This window comes from Chloroflexota bacterium (genome assembly GCA_026708035.1).
GTDB lineage: Bacteria > Chloroflexota > UBA11872 > UBA11872 > UBA11872 > JAJECS01.
The window spans coordinates 49,933-69,051 of sequence record JAPOVQ010000017.1; the positions used below are offsets into that span (position 1 = coordinate 49,933).

17 protein-coding genes are annotated in these 19,119 nt (G+C 68.8%); 1 reads left to right on the plus strand and 16 read right to left on the minus strand.

All coding sequences use genetic code 11. From position 1 onward, the window contains the following. Positions 1–335: 335 nt before the first annotated feature. A complete protein-coding gene (locus OXG33_07785) occupies positions 336–1,058 on the minus strand; it encodes an alanyl-tRNA editing protein (GenBank protein ID MCY4113821.1) in 723 nt (240 codons plus the stop codon). Between the two features lie 705 nt (positions 1,059–1,763). Here OXG33_07785 and OXG33_07790 point away from each other — a divergent pair. Continuing rightward, on the plus strand, positions 1,764–3,461 hold the full coding sequence (locus OXG33_07790; GenBank protein ID MCY4113822.1) for a hypothetical protein: 1,698 nt from the start codon (positions 1,764–1,766) through the stop codon (positions 3,459–3,461). A 332-nt stretch (positions 3,462–3,793) separates the two neighbouring features. Here the strand turns inward: OXG33_07790 and OXG33_07795 are convergent, their stop codons facing one another. The 15 genes from OXG33_07795 to OXG33_07865 all read right to left on the minus strand — a co-directional run bounded on the left by OXG33_07795 (position 3,794) and on the right by OXG33_07865 (position 19,117). Further along, complete coding sequence (locus OXG33_07795) at positions 3,794–5,041, minus strand: amidohydrolase family protein (GenBank protein ID MCY4113823.1); 1,248 nt, start codon at positions 5,039–5,041, stop codon at positions 3,794–3,796. Positions 5,042–5,436: 395 nt separating this feature from the next. Beyond that, on the minus strand, positions 5,437–6,414 hold the full coding sequence (locus tag OXG33_07800; protein MCY4113824.1) for a hypothetical protein: 978 nt from the start codon (positions 6,412–6,414) through the stop codon (positions 5,437–5,439). 21 nt (positions 6,415–6,435) lie between these two features. Further along, complete coding sequence (locus OXG33_07805) at positions 6,436–7,461, minus strand: rod shape-determining protein (GenBank protein MCY4113825.1); 1,026 nt, start codon at positions 7,459–7,461, stop codon at positions 6,436–6,438. 188 nt (positions 7,462–7,649) lie between these two features. Continuing rightward, positions 7,650–8,981, minus strand: coding sequence for a UDP-N-acetylglucosamine 1-carboxyvinyltransferase (gene murA, locus OXG33_07810; protein ID MCY4113826.1), 1,332 nt, complete (start codon positions 8,979–8,981; stop codon positions 7,650–7,652). Between the two features lie 10 nt (positions 8,982–8,991). After that, positions 8,992–9,414 (minus strand): F0F1 ATP synthase subunit epsilon, encoded by a 423-nt coding sequence (locus OXG33_07815; GenBank protein ID MCY4113827.1) that lies wholly within the window; start codon positions 9,412–9,414, stop codon positions 8,992–8,994. 180 nt (positions 9,415–9,594) lie between these two features. Beyond that, positions 9,595–10,998, minus strand: coding sequence for a F0F1 ATP synthase subunit beta (gene atpD, locus OXG33_07820; protein MCY4113828.1), 1,404 nt, complete (start codon positions 10,996–10,998; stop codon positions 9,595–9,597). Positions 10,999–11,012: 14 nt separating this feature from the next. Then, entirely contained in the window at positions 11,013–11,879 is an 867-nt protein-coding gene (gene atpG, locus OXG33_07825) for an ATP synthase F1 subunit gamma (protein MCY4113829.1), read from the minus strand. A gap of 3 nt (positions 11,880–11,882) precedes the next feature. Beyond that, positions 11,883–13,415 (minus strand): F0F1 ATP synthase subunit alpha, encoded by a 1,533-nt coding sequence (gene atpA, locus OXG33_07830; GenBank protein ID MCY4113830.1) that lies wholly within the window; start codon positions 13,413–13,415, stop codon positions 11,883–11,885. Between the two features lie 15 nt (positions 13,416–13,430). Continuing rightward, positions 13,431–13,973, minus strand: coding sequence for an ATP synthase F1 subunit delta (gene atpH, locus OXG33_07835; GenBank protein MCY4113831.1), 543 nt, complete (start codon positions 13,971–13,973; stop codon positions 13,431–13,433). Beyond that, positions 13,970–14,479 (minus strand): F0F1 ATP synthase subunit B, encoded by a 510-nt coding sequence (gene atpF, locus OXG33_07840; GenBank protein ID MCY4113832.1) that lies wholly within the window; start codon positions 14,477–14,479, stop codon positions 13,970–13,972. The genes atpH and atpF overlap by 4 nt, the downstream gene beginning before the upstream one ends. Before the next feature lie 38 nt (positions 14,480–14,517). Beyond that, positions 14,518–14,748, minus strand: coding sequence for an ATP synthase F0 subunit C (locus OXG33_07845; protein ID MCY4113833.1), 231 nt, complete (start codon positions 14,746–14,748; stop codon positions 14,518–14,520). A gap of 24 nt (positions 14,749–14,772) precedes the next feature. After that, complete coding sequence (gene atpB / locus OXG33_07850; protein ID MCY4113834.1) at positions 14,773–15,612, minus strand: F0F1 ATP synthase subunit A; 840 nt, start codon at positions 15,610–15,612, stop codon at positions 14,773–14,775. A 3-nt stretch (positions 15,613–15,615) separates the two neighbouring features. Further along, positions 15,616–15,825 carry an AtpZ/AtpI family protein gene (locus tag OXG33_07855; protein ID MCY4113835.1) on the minus strand — a complete coding sequence of 70 codons (210 nt, stop codon included), beginning with the start codon at positions 15,823–15,825 and terminating at the stop codon, positions 15,616–15,618. Positions 15,826–16,272: 447 nt separating this feature from the next. Next, a complete protein-coding gene (locus OXG33_07860) occupies positions 16,273–18,276 on the minus strand; it encodes a hypothetical protein (protein ID MCY4113836.1) in 2,004 nt (667 codons plus the stop codon). Between the two features lie 169 nt (positions 18,277–18,445). Beyond that, positions 18,446–19,117 (minus strand): LysM domain-containing protein, encoded by a 672-nt coding sequence (locus OXG33_07865; GenBank protein MCY4113837.1) that lies wholly within the window; start codon positions 19,115–19,117, stop codon positions 18,446–18,448. Positions 19,118–19,119: the final 2 nt, after the last annotated feature.

Here is a 19,119-nt window from a genome sequence, read left to right on the forward strand (position 1 = left end):
TGTCCGTAATCCCCGCGTCTGAGTGGCTCTCCCCGTGAGAGCGTCCGGGTCCCTTTCCCTTGGGTCCGACCCACCCTCTTTCGGGCCCGGCTCCCTCTCCCTTGGGGAGAGGGCCGGGGTGAGGGGATTGACCCCATCCGTCATTCCCGCCCCATCCGTCATTCCCGCGAAGAGCCCGCCCCGTACTCGATGCGGGGTGGGAATGTGTCCGGGTCCGGCCCCCTCTCCCCTTGCGGGAGAGGGTTGGGGTGAGGGGTTTCCAATCCCCCCGTCCGTCATTCCGGCGAATGCCGGAATCCAGCGATTTCGAAGCCGAATCGTTGTGAAACACGCCGTCAGTCCGCCAGGGCGATTTCGAGACGCCGGTTGATGCGTCCCTTGTTGACCGCGTTGACGATGCGCACCGGCCCAACTTCGGCGGTGTTGGCCACGTGGGTGCCGCCGTCGGCCTGGCGGTCCAGGTCCACGATCTCCACGATACGAATCTGGCGGATGTGCTCCGGGACCAGGTTCACGTGGGTGCGGATCAGGTCCGGAAGCTGGAAGGCCTCCTCGCGAGGCAACTCGTAGACCTTCACCTCGCGCCCGTCGGCCAGCGACTCGTTGAGTTGGTCCTCGATCTCCTGCTTGATCTCGTTGATGCGGATGCCTTCGAGCGAGAAGTCCATGCGGGCCCGTTCGCCGTTATCGGAAATGTTGCTGCCGGTCACGTCGGCGTTCCAGCCGGTCCACACGATGCCCGAGAGCGCGTGCAGCGCCGTGTGCAGGCGCATGAAACGGAAGCGCCGCTCCCAATCGAGGCACGCCGTCACCTGCGTTCCGGGCTCCGGCGGCTCGCCTTCGACCGCGTGGGCGATATCGCCGGCGCGTCGCTGCACGCGGGTCACCGGCCATACCTCGGCACCGGCACGAAGCTCCCCGGTGTCGCCGGGCTGCCCGCCGCCGCGCGGATAGAATGCGGTGCGGTCGAGCACCACGCCGTCGGGGCCGGCCCGCTGGACCACGGCTTCGAAGTTCCGCACGTAGCTGTCGCTGCTGTAGAGATCCTCGGTCGCCATCGTCACCCGCCGTCCCGTCGTGCTCCCTGGCGTGCGGCGCCGCAACAAAAAACCCGTCCCCTCCGGGACGGGCTCATGACCCGCGGTGCCACCCGCGATTGTCCGGCAAACGCCGGACCACTCAACCGCCGCCCACCGTGGTGGACGACCGCGCCGCTAACGGGGCGCTACCCGACCGGGTCTACTAGCTCGCCCGAGCGAGCGTTCGGCCGGCAGCTCGGGAGGGATGTCAGCAGCGGCGGTCCCGCGCCCGGCTCACACCCACCCGGGCTCGCTCGGCGGTCCGATCGCCGCGACGTGTCTCCGTCAACGCCGATGTTTCTTCAGGGGTGAGTGTCCATGGCGATCTGGGGTGGGTCAAGGAAGTGTCATTCGAACGAACGTGAGGAATCTAGAGTCCCGACCTCAGGGTGTTCGGAACGACCGTGGCCCACGCTGCGTGCAGCGTGGGACCGGCGCAGGTCAAGACTCCGAGGCTGCGCGCAGCCTGGGCCACCGGGCAAATGCAACAGCACTCCCTCGTCACCCCGGCGAAAGCCGGGGTCCAGATCCGCCCGGCACGCGCGAGACTCCGCCTGGATTCCGGCCTCCGCCGGAATGACGGACCGGGCCGGAGTGACGGACGGGGTGGGCTGTTGATCGGAGTGTGCCGTGGCCGCCTATAGTTCCAGCACGCGGATAGGCCAGCCGGAAAGACGACACCCCATGCAGCCATTCGAGCTCTCGGCGGAGCATTTGGCCGCGGTGGAGCGGCGGCGGCGGATCGTGGTGCGCTATGACATCACCGGCGATCCCAAGGACTTCGTGGGCGAGCCGCCGCCGCCCGAGCAGCTGGCCAAATGGTGGGACGCGCAGCTGAGCCTGCAGGACATGCCGGGCACGCAGATCGACACGATCATCTGGTGGTCGGAGGGCGGCCTGGAGGCCTCGTTCGAGAGCGATGTGCGACCCGTCGGGGAATGGATCGAGAACTGGGTCGCGGCGGGCGTGGAGATTCCGTCGCTGGCGCTGGAGCAGGCGCGGCGCCGCGGCATCGAGTCCTTCTACCAGCTCGCCATGAACGGCTACGACGTGGGCTGGGACGGGACCAAGATCGTGCCCATGAAGATCCCGGTGAAGGCGGCGCATCCCGAGTGGCTGATGTGGCCCTACGGCCCCGTCGAGGGCGGCTACATGAACTACGCCGAGCCGGGCGTGCGGGACCATATCACCGAGATCGTGCGCGAGGTGGCCTGGCGCTTCGACCACGACGGCATCAACCTCGATTTCGCGCGCTTGGACATCCTCTTTCCGGCGGGGCCGCAGTGGGAGCTGCGCGAGCACCTGAACGACCTGATGCGCACGGTGCGCGCGGTGCTGCTGGAGCGGGAGCGGGTGCGCGGGCGGCCCTATCTGCTGAGCGTGCAGATCCCGCCCGACGTGGTGAGCTGCCACGCCACCGGCATCGACATCGAGACCTGGGTGCGCGAGGGTCTGGTGGACCTGCTGATCCTCGGCTGCCGCACGTTCGACGTGGATGTGCGCGACTTCCGCCGCGTGACGGCGGGATATCCGGTGAAGCTGTTCCCGTGCATCGACGCGCACCATTCCAGCGACGGCTATTTCCACCCGTCGCTGGAGGTGCAGCGCGGCGCGGCGGCCAACTGGCTCCACCAGGGCGCCGACGGCGTGTGCACCTTCAACTATCCCGACCGCACGCCCGAATCAGCCCGGCGCGCCGGGACCTACATCGAATTGATGGACACCGACTACTGGCGCGGGTGCATGCAGGCGCAGCGCGAGCTGGGCGCACCGGAAACGCTGCGCCGCACCGACAAGGTGTTCTTCGCCGAGCGTCGCGGCGGCGGCCACTTCATGATCCCGCCGCCGGAGGACTGGAGCACGCCACGGGAGATGTTCCTCAACACCAACTTGCTGGCGCCGCTGCCGGCCCTGCTGCCGAACATCCCCACCGGCACGCCGCAGCCCAAGGAGGAGTGGCCCGGACCGCCGAACCAGTCGAGCGACTACCGCGACGGCAAGGTGGACACCTTCGTGCGCGTGTGGGTGGGCGACGACGTGAACGCGGAGGCCGAGGCCGTGCGCTCAATCACCGTGCGCGCGGTGCTGTCCGACGAGGACGGGTCGGACGGGGACCGGCTCGACCCGGTGCTCCTGGCGACCAAGTACCGCGATCTCTACAATCGCCCGCCGCTGACCGACGTGGTGGAGCGCATCGAGCTGCGGATCAACAATATCGTGCTGCCGCCGCCGACCGTCGAGGACGGCTGGCTGGTCTTCGAGGCCAGCCCCACGTTCCTGGCGCACGGCGAGAACCTGTTCGGCGTCTGGGTCAACCCGCCGGACGAGGGCTCCGAGCGGCTCACGTTGGAGAAGCTGGAGATTCACGTCGGGTATCGGTAGCCGCGGAACCGGATCGGGCGGGTCTCAATCCGGCCGCTCCCACCCGTCATTCCGAACGAACGTGAGGAATCTAAGGACGCTGTGCGCTCTCCCCGCCCCCTAGATTCCTCGCCTGCGGCGCGGAATGACAGTGAGGGGACGCCTGCGAACCAATGGCGGGGACTCAGCGCGTCGTGCGGTGTCCCTTCTCCCCTAGTGGGAGAAGGACAGGATGAGGGGGACCGCGCGGCGGGTAGCGAGGGAGCGTGTAGGTTCGTTCCAGGCCCTCACCCTCACCCTAGCCCTCTCCCATCAAGGGAGAGGGGACCGGACGGGACGCGAGCAGGCCTCCGTCAGGCCGCCAAGAGCCGCCGGTCGCGGGCGACTTCGCGTCCGCCGAGGTAGACGGCGATCGGGTCCGCCACGCAGCAGATGTTCTCGCCCACGTCGTCCTCGACCACCAGAACGTCGGCGGCCAGTCCCGGCTTCAGCGCGCCGGTGACGTCGCCCAGTCCGATGGTGCTCGCGGGGGCGTAGGTGGTGATGTTGATCGCCTCGACCGGCGAGAGGTCGAGCGTGACCGCCGCCGCAATGACAGTGAGCGCGAACTCGTCGTGCTTGGTGGTCATCACGCCGGCGTCGCTGGAGACGACCAGCGGCGTGCCGCTGGCGCGCATGGCGCGGTGGTAGACGCCGCGCGCGTGCAGCTCCTCGCGGTCCGCCTCGGACATCTCGTCCAGGTGGTCGACCCCGCGCACGTGGTCGCGGCTGCCCGCGCCGACGGTCATGTGCACCGACTGCGTGGCCGGCTGGATGCGGGCGGCGGCCTCGGCGTCGAAACGGAAGGCCCCGTGCTCGCCGGTTTCATCGAGCCACGAGCAGTGCTCCAGGGTGTCCACGCCGGCGTCGATGGCCAGGATGCAGCCGGTGGTGCCCAGCACGTGGGCCGCCACCTGCTTGCGCAGCCGATGGGAGTCGTCCACTAGGGCCTGCAGCTCCGACTCCGAGTACTGCGTCATGCCGGGCGAGGTGCCGGGCGTCATCATGCCGCCGGTGGCCATGACCTTGATGAAGTCCGCCCCGGCCTCGGCCATCGTGCGCACGGCCTCGACGACCTCGTCGCGGTTGTCGGCTCGCAGGCCGCACCAGTGCAGGTGGCCGGCGGTGGTGGTGATCGGCGCGCCGCACACCAGCAGGCGCGGGCCGATGACGTGGCCGTCGTTGATGGCGTCGCGCACGTCCATGTTGAGCGTCAGGTAGCCGCCGGTGTCGCGCATGGTGGTCACGCCGGTGGCTAGCCCTCGCTGGGCGTTGCCGATGGCGGTAGCGATGCGCTCGGCGTCGCTGGCCCCCATGTGGATGCCGCGGGTGGTGGGATGGTCCGGACCGGCGGTGAACTGGAGGTGCACGTGGGCGTCGATGAGGCCCGGGAGCAATGTGGCGTCGCCGTAGTCCACGATCTCGGCGTCAACCGGGTCTCTTCGGCCGGGTGAGCCCACGGCGGCGATGGTTCCGTCGCGAATGGTCACCTCGCCGGGCCGGATGGGCTCGGCGCCGGTGCCGTCAATCAGCGTGGCGGCGCGCAGCACGAGGTCGGGCATGGCGTCAGTCCCTCCTGGCGGCGCAGTGTAGCGGGCGCGGTCGCAGAGGTTGGGGCCGATCACCCTCACCCCAGCCCTCTCCCATCCAGGGAGAGGGGGTCGAGCCCGCCAGCACGAACGCGAGGCCCGTGTGACGGGCGAGGGGAATTGGACCGCGTGGAAGCGGGCTACTGGGTGCGACATTGAGTCCCTTCGCCCCTGGCGGGAGAAGGACAGAGCCTGCCCCGTACTCGATACGGGGATGAGGGGGGCTTCGCGGCGGATCACGGCGAGGCGTCGGTACGCGGTCGAGACTTGACCCTCACCCTCGAATCTCGGTACCGCGATGGCGATCAAACCAGACGCCCCGGGCCTCGATTGTTCGGTCAGCCCACCCGGATGCTGTGGGTGCCTTCCTATCCCGACAGCCGGTCGTAGACCTCCGGATTCACCGTCCGCTCGCACCGGCCGGTGGCCATGAACTCCCGCAGGTTACGCACCGCGCGATCGCCCATGCGGAACATCGACTCGTGGCTGTGCGAGCCGAAGTGCGGCGTCAGAATCGTGCGCGGGGTGTGGAAGAACGGGTGGTCCTCCGGCGGCGGCTCGACGGCGAACACGTCCGAGCCAAGTCCGCCCAGGCGCCCGTCGTGCAGCGCCTCCACCACCGCCGCCTCATCCACCAGCCGCCCGCGGGAGCTGTTAATCAGGAAGGCGCCGGGCTTCATCAGCGCAATCTCCTCGCGCCCAATGATCTCCATCGTCTCGTCGGTCACGGGCGTATGCAGCGTCACGAAGTCGGACTGGCGCAGCAGCTCGGCCAGCGACACGAACGCCCCGTCGATCCCTGCGGCTTCGAGCCGCGCCGGATCCGGATTGGCCGTGTGCGCCAGCACGCGCATACCGAAGCCGTGCTGGCAGATCGTCGCCACGCGGCGTCCGATGTCCCCGAATCCCACGATGCCCACCGTCTTTTCCGCCAGGTCGTTGCCCAGCAGCACGATGCGCTTGGCGAAGCCCTCGGTGCGCACCGAGGCGTCCGCGTCGAAGATGCGGCGGGCGAGGGTCCACATCATGCCCACGGAGTATTCGGCCACCGTCAGCGACATTTCGCCGGGGCCGTTGAGCACCGCCACCCCGGCGTCGGTGGCGGCCGCCAGGTCAATGCTGTCCACCCCGGTACCCACGCGCGAGATGCAGCGCAGCGTGCCGGCGTTGGCCTCCAGCAGCTCGCGCGTCCACGACTCGGTGCCGGCGATCACGGCCACGGCGCCCACCGCCGCCGCCGCCAGCTCCGCGTCGTCGGGGAACGGCGCCTGCCGCACCTCGTAGTCGCGTTCGAGCTCGGCCTGTGGCCCCGGGGGCATGGGAAACGTTTGCAGAACTAGTGTCATCTCAGCCTCGCTGGGCCGGTGCTACGGGTGCGAGATTACGATCTTTTGCAGCACGTCGAAGTGCTCCAGGGCGACGCCGGTGCCGCGGACGGTGCACAGCAGGGGCGTCTCCGCCACGTGCACGGCCACGCCGGTCTCGCGCGCCACCAGCTTGTCCAGGTTGCGCAGCAGCGCCGTGCCGCCGGTCATCACCAGCCCTTTATCGATGATGTCGGCCGCCAGCTCAGGCGGCGTCGCCTCGAGCACGCTGCGAACGCCGCGGATGATCTGCTCCACGGGCTCCGCGATGGCCTCCGTGATCTCGTCCGACGTGATCGTCACGGTGCGCGGCAGGCCCTGCATCTGGTCGCGCCCGCGCACCTCCATGGTTTCCGCGGGTTCCAGCACGATAGCGCTGCCGATGCGCATCTTGATCGATTCCGCCGTGCGGTCGCCGGTCATCAGGTTGTATTTGCGCTTGATGTAGGTGCGAATGGCCTCATCCAGGCGATTGCCGCCGACGCGCAGCGACCCCGAGCAGTCGGCCACGATGTCGTTGAGCGAGATCACCGCGATCTCCGTCGTGCCCCCGCCAAGATTCACCACCATGCTTCCCGAGGCATGGGAGATGGGCACGTTGGCGCCGATCGCCGCCGCCAGGGGCTCCGGGATCAGGTGCACGCGCTTGGCCCCCGCCGCGATGCCCGCGTCCATCACCGCGCGTTGCTCCACCGTGGTCACGCCCGTGGGCACCGCCACCATCACCTCGGGCCGGAAGAGGCGGTGGCGGCCGGCGGCTCGCTCGATGAAGTAGCGCAGCATGGCCGCGGTGACCAGGTAGTCGGCGATCACGCCGTCCTGCAGCGGGCGCATGACGCGCAGGCTGCCGGGCGTGCGCCCCACCATCTCGCGCGCCGCGTGCCCGATGGCTTCGATGCGGCGGTCTTGCACCGACACGGCGACCACCGACGGCTCGTCGATGATCACGCCCTCGCCGACGAGGTAGACCAGCACGTTGGCGGTGCCGAGGTCGACCCCCAGCTGCTGCGAGCTTAGGGATCGGAACATCTAAGCAATCTCCGATGAATCCCCTTCCCCCTTCCAGGGGGAAGGTTGGGATGGGGGTCCGACTCCTTCCCCCTGCAAGGGGGAAGGCTGGGATGGGGGTCAACACCTGGCAGCCCAGGTGCGGCGAGTCGGCCACCCCGCCGGATTGCGGCCCGTGCTGCCATCACCAGGGGTTGTTCAGGCTTTCCCTACGCAACCGTCGCCGTGGCCGCCGGGCGCGGGCGGCGCTCGACCGTGATATCGGCGCCAAGCTCTCGCAAGTCGCCCGGAAGGTCTTGATAGCCGCGCTGGATGATCTCCGCGTCATCGAGCACCGTCGTGCCCTGCGCCACCAGCCCGGCCAAGAGCAGCGCCGCGCCGGCGCGGATGTCGGGCCACAGCTGCATCTCGCAGGCCGTGAGCGGCGTCGGACCGCGGATGCGCGCCGTCGGGCCATCCACCGACACGTCCGCGCCCATGCGCCGGAGCTGCTCCACATAGCCCAGGTTGCCGTCGTAGACGCGCTCGATGATGGAGCTCTCGCCGTGGGCCTGGGTCAGCAGCGTGCCCATCGCCGCCTGGACGTCCGTGGGGAATCCCGGAAACGGAATGCACTGGATGGCGGTGGCGCTGAGCATCGGGCTGCCGATGACGCGCACGGAGCGGTTCGTCTCGTGCAGCGCCACCCCCATGGCAGCAAGCTTGACGAGCACCGGCTGCAGGTGGTCGGGGCGCACGTTCAGCAATTCCACGTCGCCGGCGGTAATGGCCGCCGCCACCGCCATCGTGCTGCCCACGATCCGGTCCGGGATCGCGCGCGCCACCGTGCCGAAGAGCCGCGACTGGCCCTGCACGCCGATCGTGCTCGTGCCCTCGCCGTGAATCTCGGCGCCCATGCTGCGCAGGAAGTGCACCAGCGCGATCACTTCCGGCTCGCGCGACGCGTGCACGATGGTCGTGTAGCCGCTGGCCAGCGTGGCCGCCATCAGCAGGTTTTGCGTGCCGGTGTGGCTCGGGTAGTCCAGGTAGACCTGGCCGCCGACCAGCGGGTCGGCCACCGCCTGGTAGACGCCGCCGCCGAGGGCGATGGAGGCGCCCATGACCTCGAAACCCTCGATGTCCACGTTCACCGGGCGGGTCCCCAGTTGGCAACCGCCCGGCGCGTGGCAGTCCACCCGTCCGAAGCGCGAGAGCAGCGGTCCGGTTACCTGAAACGACGCCCGCATGGCGCGCACTAGGCGGGGATCGGGGCGGGTCGAGTGGACGCCGGCCGCGGTGATGGCGACCGATCGGCGCTCAGTGTCGATCTCCACCTGTGCGCCGAGTCCACGCAGCAGCTCGGCCATGACCATGATGTCGGTGATGAGCGGGATGTCCTCGATGACGCAGGTTTCCTCCGTCAGCAGGCACGCGGCCATCATGGGCAGCACCGCGTTCTTGGCGCCGGGCACGCGATAGGCGCCCTGCAGCGACCGGCCGCCGGTGATTGCGACCCGCGTGGCGGGCGTGGTCGTGGTGGCGTCGGCGAGGGCTGCGGCCACGGGGCCGGCCTTAGCCGCGCCCTGCCCGTTGCGCGGTGCGGATGCGCGCCAGCGCCCGAAGCAGGGCCAGCCGCGCCCGGATCACCGTCGCGTCGTCTCCGCCCACGCGCGCCTCCTCGAGCTCGCGCAGCGCCTCGGCGCGGGCGCGCTCGGCCCGCTCCACGTCGATCTCGTCGGACCGCTCCGAGCCGTCCGCGAGCACCGTCACCGTGTCCTGCATGACCTGGAGGAATCCGCCCAGGATGGTGAGAAAGCGTTCATCGCCGCCGCTGCGATAGCGCAGCGTGCCGGCCTGCAATTGGGTCACCAGCGGGGCGTGGCGCGGCATCAGCCCGAGCTCGCCGTCGATTCCGGGCGCAACGACCATATCGACGTCGTCCTCGCGCAGAACTTCCCGCTCCGGCGAGACGACGGTGAGGGTCAACCCAGCCATCTACGCCTCCTCGTCGAGAATATCAGAGCGTTTCGAGACGACTGTTGCGTTGAGCAACACGTTGATCGGCATCAGGCGACTTCCCGCTCCTCGTCCACGGTCTGATCCCCTCTCCCTTGACGCGAGAGGGTTGGGTTGGGGGTGCATTCCGCTGACCGTCGCGATGGACCGACGCCGCGCCTAGCCTTCGGCGGCGAGCTGTTCGGCCTTCGCCACGGCCTCGTCAATCGTTCCCACCATGTAGAACGCCTGCTCGGGCAATTCGTCATGCTCGCCCGCGAGAATCTCCTCGAACCCGCGGATCGTCTCCTCCACCGGCACGATCACGCCCGGCTGGCCCGTGAAGGCCTCCGCCACGTTCATCGGCTGCGAGAAGAACCGCTCGATCTTGCGCGCGCGCACCACCGTCAGGCGGTCCTCTTCCGAGAGCTCCTCGATACCCAGGATCGCGATGATGTCCTGCAGGTCCTTGAACCGCTGCAGCACCTGCTGCGCGCCGCGCGCCACGTCGTAGTGACGCTCGCCCACGATGCGCGGATCGAGAATCTTCGAGGTGCTCGTCAGCGGGTCCACCGCCGGATAGATGCCGCGCTCCACGATGGAACGCTCCAGCCGGATCGTGGCGTCCAGGTGGGCAAACGTCGTCACCGGCGCCGGGTCCGTGTAGTCGTCCGCGGGCACGTAGATCGCCTCGAGCGAGGTGATCGAGCCCGAGGTAGTCGAGGTGATGCGTTCCTGCAACTCGCCCATCTCGGTGCCCAGCGACGGCTGATAGCCCACCGCCGACGGCATGCGCCCGAGCAGCGCCGATACCTCGGAGCCCGCCTGGGTGAAGCGGAAGATGTTGTCGATGAAGAGCAGCAAGTCGCGCCCTTCCTCGTCGCGGAAGTACTCGGCCAGCGCCAGACCCGCCAGCCCAACCCGCAGGCGCGCCCCGGGCGACTCGTTCATCTGGCCGAACACCATGCAAGCGTTGCCGATGACGCCGGCCTCCGTCATCTCACGGATCAGTTGCGTGCCCTCGCGCGTGCGCTCGCCGACGCCGCAGAACACGGAGTAGCCGCCGTACTGCACGGCGATGTTGTTGATCATCTCCATGATGATCACCGTCTTGCCCACGCCCGCGCCGCCGAACACGCCGGTCTTGCCGCCTCGCGTGAACGGCGCGATGAGGTCGATGACCTTCAGCCCGGTGGCGAAGACCTCCGCCTGCGTCGTCTGCTCGGTCAGCGGCGGCGGCGCCCGGTGAATGGGATACCGCGACTCGGTGACGACCTCGCCCTTGCCGTCGATCGGCTCGCCGGTCACGTCGAACACGCGTCCCAGCGTGGGCGCGCCGACCGGCACCGAGATCGGTCCGCCCAGGTCGGCCACGGGCAGCCCGCGGCTCAGACCTTCGGTCGGGCGCATGGAGACGCACCGCACGCGACCGTCGCCGACGTGCTGCTCGACTTCCAGCACCACGCGGTCGTCGCGGTCCGGAGCCTCGACCTCCAGCGCGTTGTAGAGCGCCGGCAACTCGCCGGCCGGGAACTCGACGTCAATGACGGCCCCGATGATTTGTGCGATGCGTCCGCTCGCCATTCCCAATCCTTCCCTCACGCGCGCTGCGCCAGCGCGTTGGCGCCGGAGGCGATGTCGATGATCTCGCTGGTGATCTTGGCTTGCCGCAGTTTGTTGTAGGTGAGCCCCAGGGCGTCGATGAGCTCGCTGGCGTTTTCCGTCGCCGCGCGCATCGCCACCATGCGCGCGCTGTGTTCGCTGGCGGTTAGCTCGAGCAGCGTTTCGTAGAGCACGGTCTCGATGAATCGCGGCACCAGCGCCTCGAGCACCGTGGCCGGGTCCGGCTCGAAAATCACGTCGGCGTCGCGGGGATCGGTCTCCTCGGGCAGCACGACGGGCAGCAGGCGCAGCGACATCGGCCGCTGCGTCAAGGTGTTCACGAACTCCGGGTACACGATCTGGACCTCGTCGAAGTCGCCCGCCAGGTAACCGTCCATCACGAGCCGCGCGATGGGGAGGATGTCCGCCGACGTCGGCCGGTCCGAAATGTCGGTGAAGGCCGCCTGCATGGGCACCAGCCGCGCCAGCGACGTGCGTCCGCGCCGGCCGATCACGATCACCGACACTTCCGCGCTGGCCCGCGACTCCTCGATGTCTTCCATCGCCTGTCGCACGACGTTGGTGTTAAGCGCGCCGCACAATCCACGGTTCGTCGTCATAACCACGTAGGCCGAGTGCTCCACGGGCCGCGTCTGGAGCATCGGCGGCAGCAGGTCGTCGCCGGTGGCCGCCACGAGTTGCTGCATCAGCCCCAGAACCTCTTGCGCGTAAGGTCGCGCGGCGTCCGCCGCGTCTTGGGCGCGCCGCATGCGCGAGGCCGCCACGAGCTGCATGGCCCGGGTGATCTGCCGCGTGTTCTCGACGCTGCGAATGCGGCGTCGCAGCTCGAGCGGGTTGGCCATCGGCTAGCTGCCGGCCATCGCGGCTCGGCCCGAGAACGTGTTGGTCGTGAAGTCGGCGATCGCCGCGTCAAGCGCAGCCTCGTCCTCGTCGCTCAGCTCGCGCGACTCTCGAATGCGGTCCAACAGCTCCGCCTGCCCCGAGCGCAGGAAGTCGAGCAACTCCTGCTCGAAGCTGTCGACCTGATCGGTCGGCACGGCGTCCACCGCGCCCGAGGTGCCGGCGTGAATGATGCAGACCTGCTCCTCGATCGGCGCCGGCTCGAACTGCTTCTGCTTGAGCAGCTCGGTCAAGCGCGCGCCGCGTTCAAGCTGGTTGCGCGTGGCCCGGTCCAGATCGGAGGCGAACTGCGCAAACGCCGCCACCTCGCGGAACTGCGCGAGGCCCAGCCGCAGCTGGCCGGCCACCTGTTTCATGGCGCGAATCTGCGCGTCGCCGCCCACCCGCGACACGGACAGCCCGGCGTTGATCGCCGGTCGGATGCCGCCGTTGAACAGGTCGGCTTCCAGGTATATCTGGCCGTCGGTAATCGAGATGACGTTGGTGGGGATGTAGGTGCTCACGTCCCCTTCCTGCGTCTCGATGATCGGCAGGGCCGTAAGCGACCCACCGCCCTGGTCGTCGTGCATGCGGGCCGACCGCTCGAGCAGCCGGGAGTGCAGGTAGAACACGTCGCCCGGGTAGGCCTCGCGGCCCGGCGGGCGGCGCAGCACCAGCGACACCTGGCGATAGGCCCAGGCGTGCTTGGTGAGGTCGTCGAAGATCACCAGCGCGTCTTGGCCGCGATCGCGGAAGTATTCGCCCATCGTGCAGGCGGCGAAAGGTGCGATGAACTGCTGGGCGGCCGGCTGGCTGGCGGTGGCGGCCACCACGATGGTGTGCTCCAGCGCGCCGTATTCCTGCAGCAAGGCCACCACCTGCGCCACGGCGCTTTCCTTCTGGCCGATGGCGCAGTAGATGCAGATCAGGTCGCCGCCGCGCTGGTTGATGATCGTGTCCAGGGCGATGGCGGTCTTGCCGATCTGGCGGTCGCCGATGATGAGCTCGCGCTGGCCGCGGCCGATCGGAATCATCGCGTCGATGGCCTTGATGCCCGTCTGCACCGGCGTATCCACGTCCTGGCGCAGCGCCACGCCGGGCGCCACCTTCTCGATCACGTCCGTGGCGCTGGCGGTGATCGGTCCTTTGCCGTCCACCGCCTCACCCAGCGCGTTCACCACGCGGCCGAGCATCTCCGGTCCCACGGGCACCTCGGCCACGCGGCCGGTGGTGCGCACCTCGTCGCCTTCCTGAATCGTCAGGTAGTCGCCGAGGATCACCGCGCCCACGGTGTCTTCTTCCAGGTTGAGCGCCATACCCATCACGCCGCCGGAGAACTCCAGCAGCTCGCCCGCCAGACACTCGGAGATGCCCGTGACCTGCGCGACGCCATCGGCGACCTCGAGCACATTGCCCACGTTGGCCTGCTGAGCGCTGGCCTGAAAGCCCTCGATTTCTCGCCGTAGGGCGTCTGCGATTTCTTGCGGGCTGATAGACATTCGCGTCCCTCGCGCCTAGCGCAACGCTCGGCCCAGCGATTGCAGCCGGGCGCGCACGCTCAAATCCAAAACATTGTCGCCGCGTCGCACCACGAAGCCGCCCAACAGGGCGGGGTCGGTCGTGGTGGTGAGGTGCAGCCGGCGGCCCGGCTGGGCCAGCCGCTGGCGCAACTCTTCCGTCTCGGTCTCCTGCAACGGAGCCGCCGTGGTCACGTGCACGCGGTCCAGGCGGCGCTCGCGGTCGGCGACGCGCAAGAACCCGCGCTCGATCTCCGGCAGCGCGTCAACGTCCCGGCTCGTCACCAGCACGTGCAGCAGTCCGAGGCCGTTCACGCTCACGGATGACCGGGCCACCCGATCAACCAGGTCCAGTCGCTCGGCCAGCGGCGTCCCCGGGTTCTCGAGAAACGTCCGCACGGAGTCGTCGTCCGCGATGGCCCGCAGCGTGCGCAGGTCGCTCTCCCAGTCGTCCCAGGAGTCCTCGCGCTGCGCCGCGGCCACCACCACCTGCACGTAGGTGCGGGCGCGGCGTCGGCGCGCGGCTGCGCCCTGTCTCACCGGGCGCCCCCGTCGACGTCCGCCAGGGCTTCCTGCACCAGGCGGCGGTGCTCGGGGTCGTCGATGGAGCGATCCAGCACGCGGGCCGTGGCGCCCAGCACCAGATCCGCCGTCTCGCGGCGAATCTCCTCGCGGACCTGCGCCCGCGAACGGTCGATCTCCGCGTGGGCTTCATTGCGAAGCCGTTCCGCTTCCTTGCGCGCGCGCTCGACCTCGCGCGTGCGCAGCGCTTCGGCGCTGCGAGCGGCCTCGTCGCGGATCCGCTGGGCCTCGGCCTGGGCGCCGGCGAGCTCGGCCTGAAACTCCGCTCGCTCGCGCTCGACCTGCCCCCGCAGGGACTCCGCCTCCTGCAGGCTCTCGCTGATCCGTTCGCGGCGCCGGCGCAGCATCTGCGTGATCGGCCCGAACAGCAGACGCCGCATCAGATACAAGAAAATCACGAAGCTCACCAGCTGGAAGAGAATGTTCCAGCCGCTGATCCCCAGTGAGTTGATTAACCCGTCCATCAGCGTCGCCTCCGACTACGGTTGCAGCGGTCGCCGTCCTAGCCGAACGCCAGAAGGATGCCGATGATGAACGCGTAGATGCCGATGGCCTCGGCCAAGCCGAGACCCACGATCATCGTATTGCGGATGTCGCCGGCGGCCTCTGGATTGCGACCGATGGCGTTCATGGCCGCCTGCACCCCAAGACCAATTCCCAGGCCCGGCCCGATAGCGCCGATGCCAATTGCCAACCCGGCGCCCAACGGTGCCAGGTTTGCAGCTTGTTCCATGCGTCCAACCCCTCCTCGCGGCGTCTAGTGCGCCTCGTGACCCGACTCAGCCACGGCTTGTCCCGTGAACACCATGCTGAGCATGAAAAAGATTACGGCCTGAACCAGCCCGAACAGTAACTCAAGGACCAGGAACACGACCCCGATCAGCGGGATATGCCCCAGCGCGAATCCCGCCAGGATCGGGCCGTTCAGCACCACCTCCCCGGCAAACAGGTTGCCGAAGAGTCGGAACGACAGCGAAATGACCACGAACAGCTCGATCAGGATAAACACCGGCGCCAGCAGCGCGACCTGGGACATCTCCTTGATGTGGCCCACAGGATTGTGCGCCCGGATGCCGGAGCCATGGATGACGAGGAACGCCAAGATCGCCAGTGCCAGCGTCATGTTGATGTCGGCGGTCGCCGGTCGGAAGATCGGCGCCGCGATCTCGTGCGCCGGGTCGTGCGGGTCCGGAACGACCAGCCAGATGGTGCCGATGCCCGGCAACAGGCTGAACCAGTTGGCGACCAGGATGAAGATAAAGAAGGTGGCCCCGATCGGCAGCAGGCGCTGGGCGTATTTCTTGCCCACCGTCGACTGCACCAGCTCGTCGAGGAACTCGATCACCGCCTCGGCCGCGTTTTGCAGGCCCTCGGGCACCAGCGCCGCCTCAGGATCCTGGCGAATCCGCCGCGACGCCAGCCAGGCCACGACCAGCAGCAGGGCCATGGTGATGAACATCATCAGCATGGAGTTGGTGAAGGTGAAGGGCCCAAAGTGGCCCAGCGGCTCCGCCGCCGCGCTGATGTGAGGGGCAAGGTCGGCGCCTTCCTCGGCGAACCTGACCTCCTGTACCGGAGGTGGGCTGGCGCTCGACATGCGCTAGCGATCCCCGCGCGACAACGCGGACATGATTCGGTAGAAAACGTAGGCCGAGCCGACGAGACCGAGCATCAATCCCACAAGCAAAAAGAGCGGGCTGAGGTCCAACCGCTCATCGAGCCACCGACCCCCGAGGATGCCGACGATGAACATCGCCCCGACCAGCGAGCCGAACTGGAGTGCCAGCGCCGCCGCGCGCAGCAGGCCCATTTCGACTCAGTCCGATCCCAAGGGCTTTGTGAAAACATTCACACCCTCGCGAGCCGGGCGAGTCTAGCAGAGGCGCCCTGCCCCAACAACGCGCGACGCGCCCCTTGCCCCGGCCGTCGCGCCTGCCTAAAGTGCACCCAGCGACCCATCCCGAAACCACCCAAGGACCACCGCGTAATGATAGAGCGGCCAAGATCCTGGCGGGTGTCACGCACCGGACTCGTGGTGCTGCTCACCCTGGCCACGTTGAGTCTCGTGCTCGGCACCTGGCTCTACTCGATCGTCGGGTAAAGCCACCCGCCCGGAATCCGGTGGCCCAGGCTGCGCGCAGCCTGGGAGTTTCAGTCGCGGCCAGTCGGGTCCCCTCTCCCCATCGTTGGAAAGGGTTAGAGCCTGCCCCGGACTTGATCCGGGGGTGAGGGGGACGACCAACCCCGTCCGCGCCGCCTACTCCCCGTCGCCAGCCGCGCCCGATTCTTCGTCGGCTTCAGGCGGCTCGTCGACCCAGCGCCAGATCTCGCCGCCCAGCGCCATCGCGTACACGCTCTGGTCCTCGGCGAAGTCCGGTGACGCAACGACGGTGAGCACCGCCAGGTTGCTCAGACCCTCGTTGATGGGCTGCCACGACGCGCCACTCGTTGCGCTGCGATAGACCCCGGCGCTGGTGGCGGCGAACACACGCTCATCGCCCGGCACCGGGGCCGGCACCACCGCCAGCACGGCTGAGCGCCGGCTCGCCGGGAAGGTGCCGCTCCAGGTATCCGAAATGCGCTCCGCCGGCTTGAACACCTGGCCCGCCGTGGCGAACATCCACCAGCGGTCCTCCGGGGTGAAGGATGCCGGAATCCCCAGGGCAATCCACGGCGTCGCGGAGTCGTGCTCCACGAACCGCTCGAAGGTCGCTCCGCCGTCCCGGCTCAGGTGCACCGCCGCCGTGCGCTCGCCTAGGGTCCCGAAGAACACCGTCTGGTCACTGGCAAAGTCGGGGCCGGTGGCGATGGCCGCGATGGTCTCGCCGTCAAACTCGTAGTCGATCTGCGTCCACGAGTTGCCGTTGTCGCTGCTCTTGTATCCCAGGCCCAGCGGACCGCCCGCGAACACCGTGCGATCGCGGGCATATGTTGAGGACACGCCAACCGCGCGAATCTCCTCGGTGTCGATGCCGCGGTCCATCTCGCGCCACTCATCGCCACCGTCCGTGGTGCGCAGCAGCCCAATGCTGGTCGCGGCAAACACGATGCGGTCGCGCCGGTAGTTCGGCGAAATGGCGAGGCCCGTCACGTCGGCTTCCGCGTAGTCCTCGGTGATCGGCGCCCACGACTCGCCGCCGTCGGTCGACCGGAACACCCCCGTGCCGGTTCCGCCGGCGAACATGGTTCCGTCGCGGGCAAGGGCCGGACTGAGGGCCAGGGTGACCCAGTTCTGGCTCGTGATGCCGTTGTTGGCCGCTTCCCAGGTTTCACCCAGGTCCGTCGACCGATACAGGCCAGTCTCGTAGGTGCCGGCCCAAATAGTCGTCGTGCCGCCGTCGGCCATCACCGACACGCTCAGCACGGCGCCCACCTCGTCGCCGACCGAGCGCAGCGTCCAGGTCTGCCCGGCGTCGCTGCTCACCAGAACGCCGGCGTCGCCGGTCCCGGCCACGGCGAGCTGATCCTCACCGAAGTTCGGGGACATGGCGACGGCGTTGATCGACTGCGAGGCCACGTCCTCGATGGCGTCCCAGCGACGTCCGCCGTCCGTCGAGCGCCAGAGGCCATGCTCCTCGGTGCCGATCACCACCACCCGGGCGTCCTTGAACGCGGGCGACAGCGCCACCGCCTGCACCGTGGCGGTGCCGACGGTCGACTTGCCCAGCTGCGTCCAGGTCCGACCGGCGTCGGTCGAGCGGCACAGCCCCCCGTCCACGATGCCCGCGAAGACCATCTGATCGTTGGTGAAGTTCGGCGAGACCGCGACGGCTTGCACCGACAGCCCGGTGAGCCCGCTGCTGGACGGATTCCAGCTCCGCCCGCCGTTCGTCGACCGGAACACGCCGTCGGCGTCGCTGCCCAGGAAGGCCATGCGGTCCGTGTCGTAGGCCGGGGACAGGCCAATGGCCACCACGTTGGGCATGGTGCTCCAGAAGGCCAGCTGATTCCAGGTGTCGCCGCGGTCGAACGACTTGAAGGCCCCGCCGCCGACCACTCCCAGGAAGACCGTGCCGTCCTCGGTGACGGCCGGCGAGGCGACCAGCGCTTGCACGTAGGGACTGGTGAGGTTGCGGTTGGAAATCCGCCAGGAGTCGCCGCCGTCGTCCGACACGTAGACCCCGGACATCGTCCCGGCAAAGAGCCGCCGCGCGCCCTCGGCCTGATCGGCGCCGGCGATGGCCGTGATCGTGCCGCCGGCGCGGCCGCCGACGCGCTGCCATTCATTGACGCGTGGCGCGTCGTCGCTTGTCGCTGCCATCTACGTCTGTCTCCTCTTCCTCAAGTCCCCGTCCCGCAGGCGTGAGTGTGGACGTTCAGCATCCGGTGGGTAAGGCGTGGTGCGCCGACGCCAAAGTTGACGCCGGCCCCCGATCCAGCGAGCCCCGCCAGTCTACGGGCGCCCGCCGCGCGCAACAATCCTACCCGCCTCACGACCCACCGCCCGGCACGTTCAACTCCTGCCCGACGAAGATGTTGTTCGGGTCGGGAATGTCGTTGGCGGCGATCAGCTCTTCAACGGTGACGCCCAGCGCCACGGCAATAGTGCTCAGCGTTTCGCCGGGCCTCACGATGTAGGTCGCTGGGAGCTCGGTCTCGGCGGGCACTTCCGCCTCCGGCGGCAGGATGAGCACCTGCCCAGCCGGCAGATTGTCGGGGTTGGGGATGTTGTTGATCTCGAGAATCGCGCTCATGCTCACGCCGTAGAAGTCGGCGATCACCGACAGGTACTCGCCCGGCCGGACGGTGTGCGTCTTGGGCGTGGGCGTGGGCGGCGGGGTTGGCGTGGGCGTGGGCGCAACCGTGGGCGTGGGCGTGGGCGAAATCACGACCACCGGCACGGCCGTGGGCACCGGCGTCTCGGGAATCGGCGGCGCGGTGACCATAGACCCGGCGTTCGTCTGCGCGGCGGGCGCTCCGGCGGCGGCGAGCTGGTAGGAGTCTTCCTGCCACGCCAGGATGCGCCAGGCAATGAGCACGGCCGCAGCCAGCAGCGCCACTCGCAAGAGGCGGATCCAGTGCCGGTCCAGCGGCGCCAGCGCATCGGGGCCGGACACCTTGACCCATTCGACGTCGGGCGGCGGCGCGGGTTCTTGCGACATCA

Excerpts from the sequence above, each read along its gene's own strand:
- OXG33_07785 (MCY4113821.1), bottom strand. The coding sequence starts at position 1,058 with ATGGCGACCGAGGATCTCTACAGCAGCGACAGCTACGTGCGGAACTTC.
- OXG33_07790 (MCY4113822.1), top strand. The coding sequence starts at position 1,764 with ATGCAGCCATTCGAGCTCTCGGCGGAGCATTTGGCCGCGGTGGAGCGG.
- OXG33_07795 (MCY4113823.1), bottom strand. The coding sequence starts at position 5,041 with ATGCCCGACCTCGTGCTGCGCGCCGCCACGCTGATTGACGGCACCGGC.
- OXG33_07800 (MCY4113824.1), bottom strand. The coding sequence starts at position 6,414 with ATGACACTAGTTCTGCAAACGTTTCCCATGCCCCCGGGGCCACAGGCC.
- OXG33_07805 (MCY4113825.1), bottom strand. The coding sequence starts at position 7,461 with ATGTTCCGATCCCTAAGCTCGCAGCAGCTGGGGGTCGACCTCGGCACC.
- OXG33_07815 (MCY4113827.1), bottom strand. The coding sequence starts at position 9,414 with ATGGCTGGGTTGACCCTCACCGTCGTCTCGCCGGAGCGGGAAGTTCTG.
- atpD (MCY4113828.1), bottom strand. The coding sequence starts at position 10,998 with ATGGCGAGCGGACGCATCGCACAAATCATCGGGGCCGTCATTGACGTC.
- atpG (MCY4113829.1), bottom strand. The coding sequence starts at position 11,879 with ATGGCCAACCCGCTCGAGCTGCGACGCCGCATTCGCAGCGTCGAGAAC.
- atpA (MCY4113830.1), bottom strand. The coding sequence starts at position 13,415 with ATGTCTATCAGCCCGCAAGAAATCGCAGACGCCCTACGGCGAGAAATC.
- atpF (MCY4113832.1), bottom strand. The coding sequence starts at position 14,479 with ATGGACGGGTTAATCAACTCACTGGGGATCAGCGGCTGGAACATTCTC.
- OXG33_07845 (MCY4113833.1), bottom strand. The coding sequence starts at position 14,748 with ATGGAACAAGCTGCAAACCTGGCACCGTTGGGCGCCGGGTTGGCAATT.
- atpB (MCY4113834.1), bottom strand. The coding sequence starts at position 15,612 with ATGTCGAGCGCCAGCCCACCTCCGGTACAGGAGGTCAGGTTCGCCGAG.
- OXG33_07855 (MCY4113835.1), bottom strand. The coding sequence starts at position 15,825 with ATGGGCCTGCTGCGCGCGGCGGCGCTGGCACTCCAGTTCGGCTCGCTG.
- OXG33_07860 (MCY4113836.1), bottom strand. The coding sequence starts at position 18,276 with ATGGCAGCGACAAGCGACGACGCGCCACGCGTCAATGAATGGCAGCGC.
- OXG33_07865 (MCY4113837.1), bottom strand. The coding sequence starts at position 19,117 with ATGTCGCAAGAACCCGCGCCGCCGCCCGACGTCGAATGGGTCAAGGTG.